The following is a 14,216-nucleotide window of genomic DNA, read 5'->3' as shown; positions in this document are numbered from 1 at the left end:
TGTCGCCCCACAACCTCCCCGCTAGGTCGCGGGCGGGGGGCGCGCCCCCCGGGCCCCCCGGCGCCCCCCCCCCCCCCCCCCCCGCGGGGGCCCCCCCCCCCTTCTCCGTGCGTCCGGGTTCAGCGGAGGCCGAGCAGATGCTCCATGGCCAGCTGGTCCAGCGCCTCGAAGGCCATGGAGCGCCCGGCGGCCGCCCCCGCGTCGAACTCCTCGTACGCGGAACGGTCCGCCAGCAGCCCCTTGACGCCGTCCGGGGCGGTGGGCAGGGCCAGTTCGTCCAGGCGTGAGGCGGCCAGCGCCTCCCGGACGGCCGGGTCGGCGCGGAAGGCGAGTGCGCGCTCCTTGAGGATCAGATAGTTGCGCATGCAGTTCTTCGCGGACTCCCAGACGCCGTCGAAGCCGTCGGTACGCACCGGCTTGAAGTCGAAGTGGCGCGGACCGTCGTACCCGGCGCTCTCCAACAGGTCGACCAGCCAGAACGCCTGGCGGACGTCACCGGCCCCGAAGCGCAGGTCCTGGTCGTACTTGATGCCGGACTGGCCGTTGAGGTCGATATGGAAGAGCTTGCCCGCCCAGAGCGCCTGGGCGATGGAGTGGGCGGCGTTCAGCCCGGCCATCTGCTCATGGCCCACCTCCGGGTTCACCCCGTACAGCTCCGGGCGCTCCAGCCGGCCGATGAACGCGAGGGCGTGGCCGACGGTGGGCAGCAGGATGTCGCCGCGCGGCTCGTTCGGCTTGGGCTCGATGGCGAAGCGCAGCTCGTACCCCTGCTCCACGACATAGTCGCCGAGCAGGTCGAACGCCTCCTTCATCCGGTCCAGTGCCACCCGGACGTCCTTCGCGGCCCCGGACTCCGCGCCCTCGCGGCCGCCCCAGGCCACATAGGTCCGCGCGCCCACCTCCACCGCGAGGTCGATATTGCGGATGACCTTGCGCAGCGCGAAGCGCCGCACGTCGCGGTCGTTGGAGGTGAAGCCGCCGTCCTTGAAGACGGGGTGCGTGAACAGGTTCGTCGTCGCCATCGGGACCCGCATACCGGTGCGGTCCAGTGCCGCCCTGAAGCGCGCGACCTGTGCCGCGCGCTCGCTCTCCGACGAGCCGAAGGGGATCAGGTCGTCGTCGTGGAACGTCACGCCGTGCGCGCCCAGCTCCGCCAGGCGTTCCACGGACTCGACCGGGTCCAGGGCGGGGCGGGTCGGGTCGCCGAAGGGGTCGTTGCCCTTCCAGCCGACGGTCCACAGCCCGAAGGTGAACCGGTCGGCCGGGGTGGGGGTGAAGCGGTCCGGCATGATCAGCCTCTCTGCCGACGAGGGAGTGAGCGCCCGGCCGCCGTCCAGAGCTGCCAGGTCATTTTGTTTGCTGACAGTACTAATACGCCATGACTCTGGATGTTTCCAGGGTTTCTCCTTGACCGGCCGGAGCTGACCGGGTTGGAGCGCGGCCGACCTGACGTCTGCGGGCTGCACCGGTTCTGATTTGTTGTGTACGTGACCGAAAGGAGAGGCGGGCCCGGAAGTCCCGGACCCGCCCCTCGGTTCACTCCGTCCGGTCGTTCACCGGCTCGTCAGGAGAGCAGTTCCACCTCCGCCAGGGTCGCGGTGCCCGTGCTCACCAGGCGGTACTTCTTGTAGGTGCCCGGGTGGGCCACCGAGAAGACCCGCGTCTGCTTGTCGTAGGAGAACGACTCGTGCGAGCGCTTGTCCAGCGTGGTCCACTTCGTACCGTCGTCGGAGCCCTCCAGCTTCCACCCGGTCGGGGCCTTGGCCCGGTCCGAAGAGGTGAGGGTGTACTGGACGGTCCGCGTCGCCGACTTCACCGGCAGGTCGGCCGAGGTGAACGAGGCGTCCGTCTTCGACGTGTTGTCGAAGAGCGCACCGGAACCGGTGGTCGCGTCCTCGCGCGGCGACGGCACCTTGTCGTCCTTGGTGATGGAGACCGGGGCCGCCTTCTTGCCGGTGCCCCACTTGGACGGCTGCGGGCCCATGGCGAAGTCCAGGGTGCCGCCGTGCTGCAGGACGTCGTTCGGCAGCGCGGTGGAGTTCCACGCCTTGCCGTTCACCTTGAGGCCCTGGACGTAGATGTTCTTGGCGCTGTTCTGCGGCGCCTTGATCACCAGGTCCCTGCCGTTCTCCAGGTGGACGGTGGCCTTGGTGAACTGCGGTGAGCCGATGGCGAATTCGCCGCTGCCCATCACCAGCGGATAGAAGCCGAGCGAGGAGAAGACGTACCAGGCCGACTGTTCGCCGTTGTCCTCGTCGCCGAGGTAGCCCTGCCCGATGTCACTGCCCACGTACAGGCGGCTGAGCACGTCGCGGATTTTCTCCTGCGCCTTCCAGGGCTGCCCGGCCGCGTCGTACATATAGGTGACGTGGTGGGCGGGCTGGTTGCTGTGCCCGTACTGCCCCATCCGCACATCCCGTGCCTCGATCATCTCGTGGATGACGCCACCGTACGAGCCGGTGGTCTCGGGGCCCGCGGTCTGCGGAGTCGCGAAGTAGGTGTCCAGCTTCTTCGCCAGACCCGCCTGGCCGCCGTAGAGGTTGGCCAGACCGCGCGAGTCCTGCGGAGCGGTGAAGGCGTACCCCCAGCCGTCGGTCTCCGTGTAGTCGTAGCCCCAGACCTTCGGGTCGTACTTGTCGGCCGGCAGCCGCCAGCCGCCGTCCGGGGTCCTGCCCTGGAAGAAGCCGACCTCCGGGTCGAAGAGCTTCACATAGTTCTGCGCCCGGTTGAGGAAGTACTCGGACTCCTCCTTGTAGTGCGCCTCGTGGGTCTTCTTGTAGAGCGCCTTGCCCATCTGGGCGATGCCGTAGTCGTTGATGTAGCCCTCCATCGACCACGACATGCCCTCGCCGGTCGCGGTGGAGGCGTAACCGGTGAAGGGCGAGGTGTCCATGCCCTTGCGGCCGACGCCCGAACTCGTCGGGACGACCGTGGCGTTCTTCACGGCCGCCGCGTACGCCGCCTTCGCGTCGAACTTCACGCCCTTGACATAGGCGTCCGCGAACGCCACGTCCGAACTGGTGCCGGTCATCAGATCGGCGTAGCCGGGGGAGGACCAGCGGGCCGTCCAGCCGCCGTCCTTGTACTGCTGGACGAAGCCGTCGACCATCTTCCCCGCCTTCTTCGGGGTGAAGAAGGAGTACGCGGGCCAGGTCGTGCGGTAGGTGTCCCAGAAGCCGTTGTTGACGTACACCGAACCCTTCACGATCTTGGCGCCGGTGTGCGTCGGGGTGTTGTCACCGGCCTTGGCCGAGAAGGGACTCGCGTACTCGGTCTTCGAACCGACCTTCTCCGAGCCCGAGTTCGGGTACAGATACAACCGGTACATGGAGGAGTAGAGCGAGGTCAGCTGGTCGTGGGTGGCGCCCTGCACCTCGATCTTGCCGAGGATCCTGTCCCACTGGGAGCGGGCCTTCGCCTCCGTCCCCGCGAAGGTCGACGACGCCGGGAGCTCCTGGGCGAGGTTGGACTTCGCCTGGGCCACGCCGATCAGAGAGGTGGCGATGCGCAGGGTCACCGTGTGCTTCCTGCCCGGCTTGAAGCGCATATAGCCGGTGACGTTGTCGCCGCCCCCGCCGGTGAGCTTGGAGCTCGCCGTGACCGGGGTGTCGACGGTGCCGTACACGAACATCCGGGTGGCGCCGGTCGAGAGGCCGCTCTTGACGTCCGAGTAGCCGCTGAAGGTGCCGGTCTTCGGGTCGAGCGTGAGGCCGCCGTCGTTGGAGATGTTGTCGAAGATCATGCTGGCGTTGTCACCGGGGTAGGTGAACCGCATCATCGCCGCGTGGTCGGTCGGCGTCATCTCGGCCTTGAGGCCGTTCTCGAAGGTGACCCCGTAGTAGTCGGGCTTCGCGACCTCGTTCTCGTGCTTGAAGGGGAGGGCGCGCTTGGTCCGGGTGGCGTCCGGGGTTCCGGATGCCACCGACGGCATCAGCTGGAAGGTCTGCCGGTCGCCCATCCACGGGCTCGGCTCATGGCTGGCGCTGAAGGCCTGGAGGGTGGGCAGATTGTCGGCGTTGTTGCCGTTCGCATAGTTGTAGAGCCAGGTGCTGGAGCCCGCGTCGGTGACCGGCGTCCAGAAGTTGAAGCCATTGGGGACCGCGGTCGCCGGGAAGTTGTTGCCGCGCGAGAAGGAGCCGCTCGAATTGGTGCCCCGGGTGGTGAGGGCGTAGTCCGAGAGGTGCGCGGACGGCTTCTCGGCCTTCTTGGCCGCCAGCGAGATGTCGTCGATCCAGCCCCGGAACGTCGCCGGGCCCTTGGGGGAGTCGTACGCCACCAGGATCCGGTCGACGGTCTTGCCCGCGGCGACCGTCCCGATGTCCGACGCGACGGAATTCCACTGGTTGACGTAGAGCCGCTTGGCGGCCCCCTGCCCCTGCGGCGTCAGCAGCCCGCCGTTGGAGTCGGTGGCCTTCAGGTCGCTCAGATAGGTGCCGTCCGTGAAGGCGAGGTCGACCGCCACATTGGTGGACGGATAGTTCAGATCGGTCTTGCCCATTTCGGGGAAGACCTTGTAGGACAGCTCGGTGTTCCGGCTGATCCGGGTGTTGACGTCGAAGACCTTGTTGTACGAGTACGCGCGGCCCGTGCCCTTCTGGGTGCCCTCGTACCGCAGCGACCTGGTACCGGTGAAGCCGGCGCCCGTCTTGGCGGTCGGCGACGACGTGGGTCCGCTGTCCACCCGGGTGACCATGTCGGACGGCGGGGGCGTGCTCGTGTCGCCGTTGGAGAACTGCACGTCGGCGAGTTGCGTCGCGTCGGTGGCGCCGTTGTTGGCGGTGATGTCCAGGCGGTAGTGCGCGTACGCGGTGTCCGCGCCCGCGATGTCGTACGACTTCGTCTGGAAGCGCTTGTCGAAGTCCTGGCCCTTCTCGGTGCTGAGGGTCTTCCAGTCCTTGCCGTCGGTGGAGCCCTGGAGGGTCCAGTCCTTCGGGTCGCGCTCGGCGTGGTCGTTGGCGGACGTCATCGCGTACGTCTTGAGCTTGACCGCCTCGTCCAGATCGAACTCCACCCAGGCCGTGGGGTGGAAGGCGAGCCACTTGGTGTCCGGATTGATATCGATGAGGCTGCCCTTGCCCTCACCGCTTCCGGCGTTCTCGTCGCTGGCGCGCACCGTGACGACATGGTCCGTGACATTGCCGGGTATTCCCGCATTGATGGTGCCATCGATACCGGAGGAGCGTTTATGGCCGTCCGGGCCCACTTCCACGGTATTGCGCCAGTCCGGCTGCGGCTGGTCCGTCTCGAACGAAGAGCTGAACCCCTTGTCCGCCGCCTTGGGTTGGGCGGATTGGGCGACGGCCGCGCCCTGCCCCGTAACGACAAGCACAAAAGCGGCCGCCACCAGGGCGGCTGCCGGCCCGGCCCTGTGCCGAGGTCTGGTCTGCATGAGGGTCTTTCCTCTCACCTAAGCGCTTTGGACAACGTTGTCACGCTGATACGCAAGGTCCAGTAGGAAGGTAAGTGACATCCGAGTCAAGGGGGTTGACGCCGCACGGGCGGAAGAATTGAACGCGCTCTCACGACAGAGCCCTGCCCGGTGGGCGGAGTGCACCAGATGTCTGTGAGGTCTCAACTCGGGAAAGACTGACGTTCAAACCTGCATTCGATCTTGCCCAGTTGAAGGGAAGTGGACTATACCTGTCGACGTCCGCCACGCCGTGTCATCGGCGGCGGGCCAGGGGGGCGGGGATTCGGGGCGGGGCCTTCACGGCACCTCGGCCGTATTCCCAGCTTTCCCTCCTGTATCCAGTGCAACCCCAGCGTCAACTGAACGCGGTGGCGGGGCCCTTCGCCTGAGGCGAATTCTCAACGGGCGACCGGTACACCGCCTGAGTCCTGTAGAAGGCGAGGACTTGAGCATGGGATCCACCTCCGCCCGCACCAATGAGGGCCTCGGCCGTCGTGACCTGATCAAGCGGTCTGCCGCGCTCGGCCTGATCAGCGTCCCGACGATGAGTTTCCTCTCCGCTTGCGCGAGCAGTGACAGCAGCAGCGACAAGCAGGTCAAGAAGGGCAAGACCTCCGCGAGCAACCCGCTGGGTGTGAACGCGACCGCCCCGCTCGACATGGTCGTCTTCGACGGAGGCTTCGGCACCGACTACGCCAGGGCCGCCAACGCGCTGTACTCGAAGGCGTACCCCAAGTCGAAGGTGAACTTCTCGGCCACGCAGAAGATCCAGTCGGAGCTGCAGCCGCGCTTCAACGGCGGCACGCCGCCCGACCTGATCGACAACTCGGGCGCCGAGCAGATGGACATGGGTGTCCTGATCGGGAAGAAGCAGCTGACCGATCTGACGCCGCTGCTGGACGCGCCGTCCGTCGACGACCCGAGCAAGAAGGTCAGGGACACCCTCCGCGCGGGCATCGTGGAGATGGGTCAGTTCGACGGCGAGCCCTGCTACATCATGAACTACGCGTACACCGTCTACGGCGTGTGGTACTCGCAGACCGCCCTGGACAATCTCGACGTCGAGTACCCCAAGACCTGGGACGACATGCTCGCCGTCTGTGCCAAGGCGAAGAAGAAGGGCATCGCGGGCTGGACGTACGCGGGCAAGTACCCGTACTACATCCCCTTCTCGCTCTTCCCCTTCATCGGCAAGATCGGCGGCCGTGAGGTTCTCGACAACATCGACAACCTGGCCCCGAATGCCTGGAAGCACCCTGCGGTCAAGGCCGCCTTCGATGCCTACTACGAGCTCTTCAAGAAGGGCTACATCCTCAAGGGCACGCCCGGCATCGACCACATCCAGTCCCAGACGGCCTGGACCGAGGGCAAGGCTCTCTTCATCCCCAACGGCTCCTGGGTGGAGAACGAGGCGGCGAAGACCACGCCCAAGAACTTCCAGATGAAGGTCGGCGCACCGTCCAGTCTCGACTCGTCGGACAAGCTGCCGTACGGCACCATCTGGGCCTGCGGCGGTGAACCCTTCATCGTGCCGAAGAACGCCCACAACCCCTGGGCGGGCATGGAGCAGCTGCGCATCATGCTCAGCGAGGCCTCCTCCAAGAGCTTCACCACCAAGGTGAGGTCGCTGTCCGCCTTCAATGGCGGCACCGACGGTCTCAAGCTGTCGACGGCCCTCCAGTCGGGACTCGACGCGCTGAAGGCCGCAGGGGACAACGTCCTCAACCCGCGCCTGCAGGACTGGTACGTCAAGCTCCAGAAGGAGCAGATCGGCGTCTCCGTCCTCGGCGAGATGATGGCAGGCCGCATGACCCCGGCCGAGGCTGTCAAGAAGTGTCAGCAGTACACGGACGCGGCGGCCAAGGACACGTCGATCAAGCACTACAAGCACCAGTGAGCACGCGTCACCAGCGGCGGCACCCGCCGGAAGATCGGGGTCGGAACCATGCAACAAGGTAAGTACCGGTTCATTGTGGGGTTCTTGATACTCCCACTGGCGTTGTACGCAGTCTTCGTCATATGGCCGTTCATTCAGTCGATCTATTACTCGTTCACCGACTGGACCGGCCTGAGCCCGGACTTCAAGATGGTCGGCTTCGACAACTACAGCCGGATGCTCCATGACTCCACCTTCTGGAAGTCACTGGAACACAGCGTTCTGTTCGTGCTGTTGCTGCCGCTGGTGACGCTCGCCCTCGCGCTGTTCTTCGCCTTCATGCTGAATGTGGGCGGGCGGCGCCGCAAGGGCGCCGCCGTCGCGGGCGTACGCGGATCCGGCTTCTACAAGATCGCGTACTTCTTCCCGCAGGTGCTGTCGATCGCGATCGTCGCCCTGCTCTTCAGGTTCATCTACAACCCCGACGGGGGCATCCTCAACGGCGCCCTGAGCGCGGTCCACCTGGACAGCATCCAGCCGAACTGGCTCGGCGACCCGAAGCTGGCGCTCTGGTGCATCTTCGCGGTCCTGGTCTGGTCCCAGGTCGGCTTCTTCGTGGTGCTCTTCTCGGCCGGTATGGCCTCCATCCCGAAGGACTTCTACGAGGCGGCGCTGCTGGACGGCGCGAGCCGGGTCACGACGTTCTTCCGGATCACGCTGCCGCTGCTCTGGGACACCGTGCAGTCGGGCTGGGTGTACATGGGCATCCTGTCCCTCGGGGCCGAGGCGTTCGCCGCGGTGAACATCATGAGCGTGGGCCCCGGCGGCCCCGCCCAATCGACCACCGTGCTGCCGCTGTTCGTCTACCAGACGGCGTTCCGCGACGGAGCGGCCGGATACGCGACAACGATCGGCGTCGCCCTCCTCGTACTCACCATGGTCTTCGCCGCCATCGTGATGCGACTGGGCCGGCGCGAGCGGCTGGAGTTCTGAGATGAAGACCACTGAAACCCCTCCGGCCTCGCTCACCAAGGAGCAAGGGCCCACGCAGCCCGCCGCCGAGGCGCCCGTCGCGCCCCCGGAGAAGAAGAGCGGCAGCACCCTCAACGTCTTCTCGCACGGCGTCCTCATCATCTGGGCGGTCCTGGTCGTCGTACCGCTGCTGTGGGCGGTGATGTCCTCGTTCAAGAACGACCACGACATCCTCGCCGAGCCGTGGAAGCTGCCCGACCGGCTGCACTTCGAGAACTGGTCGCGTGCCTGGGGCCAGGCGCACATGGGCCAGTACTTCGGGCACACCATCGTGGTCGTCGGCTGTTCGCTCGTCGGCACGCTGCTGCTCGGCTCCATGGCCGCCTATGTGCTGGCGCGCTTCGACTTCCCCGGGAACCGGTTCATCTACTTCCTGTTCGTCGGAGGGATGAGCTTCCCGATCATCCTGGCGCTGGTGCCGTTGTTCTTCGTCATGAACAACATGAGCCTGCTGAACACGACCCAGGGCCTGGTCCTGGTCTACATCGCCTACTCACTGCCGTTCACCGTCTTCTTCCTCACCTCCTTCTTCCGGACGCTGCCGGGAGAAGTGGCCGAGGCGGCGACCCTCGACGGTGCCTCGCACACCAGGACCTTCTTCCAGGTGATGCTGCCGATGGCCAAGCCCGGACTGATCAGCGTGGGCATCTTCAACTTCCTCGGCCAGTGGAACCAGTACCTGCTGCCCACGGTGCTCAACACCGACCCGAAGCACCGGGTGCTGGCCCAGGGCCTGGTCGAACTGGCCACCAGCCAGGGGTACAAGGGCGACTACTCCGGCCTCTTCGCCGGTCTGGTGATGGCGATGCTGCCGGTCCTCGCGGCGTACATCATCTTCCAGCGGCAGGTCGTCGCCGGCCTGACCGCGGGAGCGCTGAAGTAGAACTCCCGCCTCAGTTCCCCCTCTTTTCCCACCCGAACCGCCCGGCGGCATCCGCTGTCGGGCGGTTCGTCCGTTTCGCGCCGGAGGCCGCCCGCTCATCCGTGTCTGCCCTTGCTCAAGGTCTTGACGGGAGAGAGGGCCAAAGGGTCAGCTGAGAGTTCACATGTTGGAGATAGGGCGGGGCTCAGCACACGCGCCCCGCGCGGGGACGGCCGTCGTGCCGTCCGCCAGTGGCAGGAGTGGATGAGTCGATGGAGACTCCGGGGTCGCAGACGTCTCTGCACCGGGCCAACCTTGAGCGGGTCGTACGCGCGGTGCGTATGGCGGGCTCGCTCACCCAGGCGGAGATCGCCCGAAGCACGGGGCTCTCGGCAGCCACCGTCTCCAATATCGTCCGTGAGCTGAAGGAGGGCGGCACGGTCGAGGTCACCCCGACCTCCGCCGGCGGCCGCCGGGCCCGCAGTGTCTCGCTGAGCGGCTCGGCGGGCATCGTGATCGGCGTCGACTTCGGGCACACGCACCTGCGGGTCGCGGTGGGAAACCTCGCCCACCAGGTGCTCGCCGAGGAGTCCGAGCCGCTCGATGTGGACGCCTCGTCCGCCGAGGGCTTCGGCCGGGCCGAGGAGCTGGTCAACCGGCTGATCGAGGCCACCGGGATCGGAGCCGACAAGGTCGTCGGCGTCGGCCTCGGCGTACCGGGGCCGATCGACGTCGAGTCGGGCACCCTCGGCTCCACCTCGATCCTGCCGGGATGGTCCGGCATCAATCCGAGCGACGAGCTGGCGTCCAGGCTCGGAGTGCCGGTGTACGTCGACAACGACGCCAACCTGGGCGCGCTCGGCGAGCTGGTCTGGGGGAGCGGACGCGGGGTCAGGGACCTCGCGTACATCAAGGTCGCCAGCGGTGTGGGGGCCGGTCTGGTCATCGACGGGCAGATCTACCGGGGCCCCGGCGGCACGGCGGGCGAGATCGGGCACATCACGCTCGACGAGTCGGGCCCTGTCTGCCGCTGCGGCAACCGGGGGTGCCTGGAGACCTTCACGGCGGCCCGGTACGTCCTGCCGCTCCTGGAGTCCAGCCATGGCACCGGTCTGACCATCGAGCGGGTCGTCCAGCTCGCCCGCGGCGGCGATCCGGGCTGCCGCCGGGTGATCGCGGACGTCGGCCGGCACATCGGCAGCGGCGTCGCCAACCTCTGCAACCTGCTCAACCCCACCCGGGTGGTGCTCGGCGGGGACCTCGCCGAGGCCGGTGAGCTGGTGCTCGGCCCCATCAGGGAGTCCGTGGGCCGGTACGCGATCCCCAGCGCGGCACGGCAGCTCTCGGTCCTTCCGGGAGCGCTCGGGGGCCGGGCCGAGGTGCTGGGCGCGCTGGCCCTGGTCCTCAGCGAAATGGGCGATTCAAGTCTTTTGGACGCGGCGCTGCCCTCCGGTGCTCCTGTCTTCACTTAGATAACGAATGACACCGTTGCCATCTCGTTAAGGATTTACTCCTTGACGCTGGCCTGGCAGCCGAGTTGACTCCAGGCACCTCGGCCGCAAAGTCGCGGCCTCGTCAGGGAGGTTTCTGAAGTGAACACGCAGATGCGTCGTGCCGCCGTGGCCGTGGCCGTCACCGCGATGGCTGTCTCTCTCGCCGCCTGTGGCAGCGCCAAGGAGTCGGGCGGGAGCAAGGACAAGGGCTCGAACTCCGCCAAGAAGGGCGATGCCCTCAACATCGGTCTGCTCCTGCCGGAGAACCAGACCGCCCGGTACGAGAAGTTCGACAAGCCCCTGATCGAGAAGAAGGTCAAGGAGCTGACGCACGGCAAGGGCAAGATCACCTACGTCAACGCCAAGCAGCAGGCGGACACGCAGAGCCAGCAGATGGACACCATGGTGACCAACCAGGTGGACGCCATCATCGTGGACGCCGTGGACGCCAAGTCCATAGCCGCCTCGGTCAAGAAGGCGAAGGACGCCCACATCCCCGTCGTCGCCTTCGACCGCCTCGCCGAGGGCCCGATCGACTCGTACGTCTCCTTCGACAACCAGACCGTCGGGAAGACCCAGGGCACCGCGCTGCTGAAGGCGCTCGGCTCCAAGGCCAAGTCCGGCAAGATCGTCATGATGAACGGCTCCTCCACGGACCCGAACGCCGCCGACTACAAGAAGGGCGCCCACTCCGTCCTCGACGGCAAGGTGAACATCGGCAAGGAGTACGACACCAAGGAGTGGAAGCCGGAGAACGCCAACTCCAACATGGAGGGCGCGATCACCGCCATCGGCAAGAAGAACGTCATCGGCGTCCTCTCCGCCAACGACGGCATGGCGGGCGGCGTCATCACCGCCCTCAAGTCCGCCGGTGTCAGCCCGATCCCGCCGGTCACCGGACAGGACGCCGAACTCGCCGGTGTGCAGCGCATCGTGGCCGGTTCGCAGTACATGAGCGTCTACAAGCCGTACCTGCGTGAGGGCCCGGTCGCGGCCGAGATGGCCGTGGCGCTCGCCAAGGGCCAGAAGCTCGACTCGATCGTCAAGACCAAGGTCGACAGCTCCAGCGAGAAGAACATCCCCTCGGTGATCTTCCCGGTCTACTCCCTGACCAAGGCCAACATCAAGGACACCGTCATCAAGGACGGGATCTACACGGTCAGCGACATCTGCACCCCGGCCTACAAGGCCGCGTGCGACAAGATCGGCCTGAAGTAACTCCCCTGCCCCGCAAGGGAGTCAGGCATCACTGAAGCCCGTCCGGCGCCCCGCCACCCCAACCGTCCCGCTACCGGGGCGGGGCGCCGGACGGTACACCCCGCTCAAGGGGTGCCCCCAAGCCACCGCGCTCTCCGGCAGCGCGGTATCCCCGCCGGTCAGGCGGCGAAGGAGATGGTTCAAGTGTCCGCTACGCCCGTGCTGGCGTTGCGTGGGGTCTCCAAGCGATTCGGTGCCGTCCAGGCGCTCACCGATGTGGAGCTTGAGGCCTACGGCGGTGAAGTGCTCGCCCTGGTCGGCGACAACGGAGCCGGAAAGTCCACGCTGGTCAAGACGATCGCCGGTGTGCACCCCATCGATGACGGCGTCATCGAGTGGGAAGGCAAGGCAGTACAGATCAACAAGCCGCACGACGCGCAGAACCTGGGCATCGCCACCGTCTACCAGGACCTCTCGCTCTGCGACAACATCGACGTCGTCGGCAACCTCTACCTCGGCCGGGAGCTGCGCAAGGGCGGCATCCTCGACGAGGTCGAGATGGAGCGCCGCTCCCGGGAGCTGCTGACCACGCTCTCGATCCGTATCCCCAGTGTGCGGATCCCGATCGCCTCGCTCTCCGGCGGTCAGCGCCAGACGGTGGCCATCGCGCGTTCCATGCTCGGTGAGCCCCAGCTCGTCATCCTCGACGAGCCGACGGCGGCCCTCGGCGTGGAACAGACCGCACAGGTGCTCGACCTGGTCGAGCGGCTCCGTGAGCGCGGCCACGCGGTCCTGCTCATCAGCCACAACATGGCGGACGTCAAGGCGGTGGCCGACAAGGTCGCGGTCCTCAGGCTCGGCCGCAACAACGGGGTCTTCGACGTGAAGAGCACCTCGCAGGAAGAGATCATCGCGGCCATCACCGGCGCCACGGACAACGCGGTGACCCGTCGTGCGTCGCGCGGTGTGGAGGTTCAGAAGTGAGTATCGACAAGACCCCCGCCGTGGACGTCGCGCCCGACGCGGTGGACGCCCCGGCCCCGGCCGCCGACGCGGTGACCGCCGTCGACCCGCGGCTCGTGGTGCGCGAGCAGGGCTTCGCCGGCTATCTGTCCGAGTTCAAGCGCAAGATACGCGCGGGTGAGCTCGGCTCCATACCCGTGATCGTCGGCCTGATCGTCATCGCGGCGATCTTCCAGAGCGTGAACTCGCGCTTCCTCACCGCGGGCAACCTGACCGACATCTCCGTCACCATGGTCGGTACGGGCATGATCGCGGTCGGTATCGTCTTCGTCCTGCTGCTCGGCGAGATCGACCTCTCGGTCGGCTCGGTCAGCGGTGTGGCGGGCGCCGCCTTCGCGGTGCTCAACGTCACACACGGGATGAACCAGTGGCTGGCCCTGGTGCTCGCCATCCTCACCGGCACGGTCGCCGGAGCGATCCACGGCTTCTTCTTCGCCCGCATCGGCGTCCCCGCGTTCGCCGTGACCCTGGCCGGTCTGCTGTTCTGGAACGGCTTCATGCTCCAGATCCTGGGCGACAACGGAACGATCAACCTGCCGGACGACGGCCCCATCGCCAACATGACCGGCTACTACTTCTCCGACGTGGCGGTGGCCTACGGCTTCGCGCTGCTCGGCGTGGTCGTCTTCTTCCTCACCTCGTTCCTCGACTCCCGGCGCCGTGAGGCCGCGGGCGTGCCCTCCCGGCCGCTCAGCGAGATCCTGATGCGTACCGCGGTGCTCGCGGTCGTGGGCTTCGCCGTCGCCTTCATCTACAACCAGTACAAGGGACTGCCGCTCGCCGTCCTGATCTTCCTGGTGGTGCTGGTCGGCACGGACTTCCTGCTGCGCCGCACCACGTACGGCCGCAAGGTCTTCGCACTCGGCGGCAGCGTCGAGGCGTCCCGGCGCGCCGGTATCAACGTCACGCTGGTCCGGATCTCCGTCTTCGCCATCGCCGGTACGTTCGCCGCCGTCGGCGGGCTCTTCCTGGCCTCCAAGATCGCCACGGCCAACCAGGGCGCCGGCAGCGGTGACCTGCTGATGAACGCCATCGCGGCGGCCGTCATCGGCGGCACCAGCCTCTTCGGCGGACGCGGCCGCACCTGGAACGCGCTGCTCGGTGTCCTCGTGATCGTCGCGATCCAGTACGGCCTGTCGCTGCAGGGCATCGCGTCGCCCATCCAGTACATGATCACCGGTGGTGTCCTGCTCGCCACGGTCGTCATCGACGCCGTGACCCGCAAGACCCAGAAGTCCGCGGGCCGCGCCTGACCGCACCGGAGCGCACATCGGACGCCCGGCCGGGGAGACCCGCGCCGGGCTCCCGTGCGTCCCGGTACGC

General features: G+C 67.0%; 9 protein-coding genes. 7 read left to right on the top strand and 2 right to left on the bottom strand.

Annotated elements, in window-relative coordinates:
* Positions 1–119: 119 nt before the first annotated feature.
* Positions 120–1,289: a xylose isomerase gene (gene xylA / locus ACFXBC_RS15940; protein WP_385023895.1), complete on the bottom strand. Its 1,170-nt coding sequence runs from the start codon at positions 1,287–1,289 to the stop codon at positions 120–122.
* Between the two features lie 275 nt (positions 1,290–1,564).
* Positions 1,565–5,389, bottom strand: a complete 3,825-nt coding sequence (locus tag ACFXBC_RS15935) for a GH92 family glycosyl hydrolase (protein WP_385023893.1) — start codon at positions 5,387–5,389, stop codon at positions 1,565–1,567.
* 472 nt (positions 5,390–5,861) lie between these two features.
* Between ACFXBC_RS15935 and ngcE the strand changes: the two genes are divergently transcribed.
* From ngcE to ACFXBC_RS15900, 7 genes are all read left to right on the top strand, one after another.
* Positions 5,862–7,307 (top strand): N-acetylglucosamine/diacetylchitobiose ABC transporter substrate-binding protein, encoded by a 1,446-nt coding sequence (gene ngcE / locus ACFXBC_RS15930; protein ID WP_385023891.1) that lies wholly within the window; start codon positions 5,862–5,864, stop codon positions 7,305–7,307.
* A 48-nt stretch (positions 7,308–7,355) separates the two neighbouring features.
* Positions 7,356–8,279 (top strand): carbohydrate ABC transporter permease, encoded by a 924-nt coding sequence (locus ACFXBC_RS15925; protein WP_385023889.1) that lies wholly within the window; start codon positions 7,356–7,358, stop codon positions 8,277–8,279.
* A gap of 1 nt (position 8,280) precedes the next feature.
* A complete protein-coding gene (locus ACFXBC_RS15920) occupies positions 8,281–9,201 on the top strand; it encodes a carbohydrate ABC transporter permease (protein WP_385023887.1) in 921 nt (306 codons plus the stop codon).
* A 251-nt stretch (positions 9,202–9,452) separates the two neighbouring features.
* A complete protein-coding gene (locus tag ACFXBC_RS15915) occupies positions 9,453–10,652 on the top strand; it encodes an ROK family protein (RefSeq protein ID WP_385023885.1) in 1,200 nt (399 codons plus the stop codon).
* 132 nt (positions 10,653–10,784) lie between these two features.
* Positions 10,785–11,891, top strand: coding sequence for a sugar ABC transporter substrate-binding protein (locus ACFXBC_RS15910; RefSeq protein ID WP_385023909.1), 1,107 nt, complete (start codon positions 10,785–10,787; stop codon positions 11,889–11,891).
* A 174-nt stretch (positions 11,892–12,065) separates the two neighbouring features.
* Entirely contained in the window at positions 12,066–12,854 is a 789-nt protein-coding gene (locus ACFXBC_RS15905) for an ATP-binding cassette domain-containing protein (RefSeq protein WP_385023883.1), read from the top strand.
* Positions 12,851–14,146, top strand: coding sequence for a sugar ABC transporter permease (locus ACFXBC_RS15900; protein ID WP_385023881.1), 1,296 nt, complete (start codon positions 12,851–12,853; stop codon positions 14,144–14,146). The genes ACFXBC_RS15905 and ACFXBC_RS15900 overlap by 4 nt, the downstream gene beginning before the upstream one ends.
* Positions 14,147–14,216 lie beyond the last annotated feature (70 nt).

Origin of the sequence: Streptomyces sp. NPDC059398 (genome assembly GCF_042751845.1) — a bacterium.
In the GTDB taxonomy this organism is placed as follows: Bacteria; Actinomycetota; Actinomycetes; order Streptomycetales; family Streptomycetaceae; genus Streptomyces.
The sequence above is the reverse complement of the archived record's forward strand: the minus strand, read 5'-3'. Positions and strand labels throughout refer to the sequence as shown.

Bases quoted from the DNA above. Each gene is read 5' to 3' on its own strand.
- xylA (WP_385023895.1), bottom strand. From the start codon at position 1,289: ATGCCGGACCGCTTCACCCCCACCCCGGCCGACCGGTTCACCTTCGGG.
- ACFXBC_RS15935 (WP_385023893.1), bottom strand. From the start codon at position 5,389: ATGCAGACCAGACCTCGGCACAGGGCCGGGCCGGCAGCCGCCCTGGTG.
- ngcE (WP_385023891.1), top strand. From the start codon at position 5,862: ATGGGATCCACCTCCGCCCGCACCAATGAGGGCCTCGGCCGTCGTGAC.
- ACFXBC_RS15925 (WP_385023889.1), top strand. From the start codon at position 7,356: ATGCAACAAGGTAAGTACCGGTTCATTGTGGGGTTCTTGATACTCCCA.
- ACFXBC_RS15920 (WP_385023887.1), top strand. From the start codon at position 8,281: ATGAAGACCACTGAAACCCCTCCGGCCTCGCTCACCAAGGAGCAAGGG.
- ACFXBC_RS15915 (WP_385023885.1), top strand. From the start codon at position 9,453: ATGGAGACTCCGGGGTCGCAGACGTCTCTGCACCGGGCCAACCTTGAG.
- ACFXBC_RS15910 (WP_385023909.1), top strand. From the start codon at position 10,785: ATGCGTCGTGCCGCCGTGGCCGTGGCCGTCACCGCGATGGCTGTCTCT.
- ACFXBC_RS15905 (WP_385023883.1), top strand. From the start codon at position 12,066: ATGGTTCAAGTGTCCGCTACGCCCGTGCTGGCGTTGCGTGGGGTCTCC.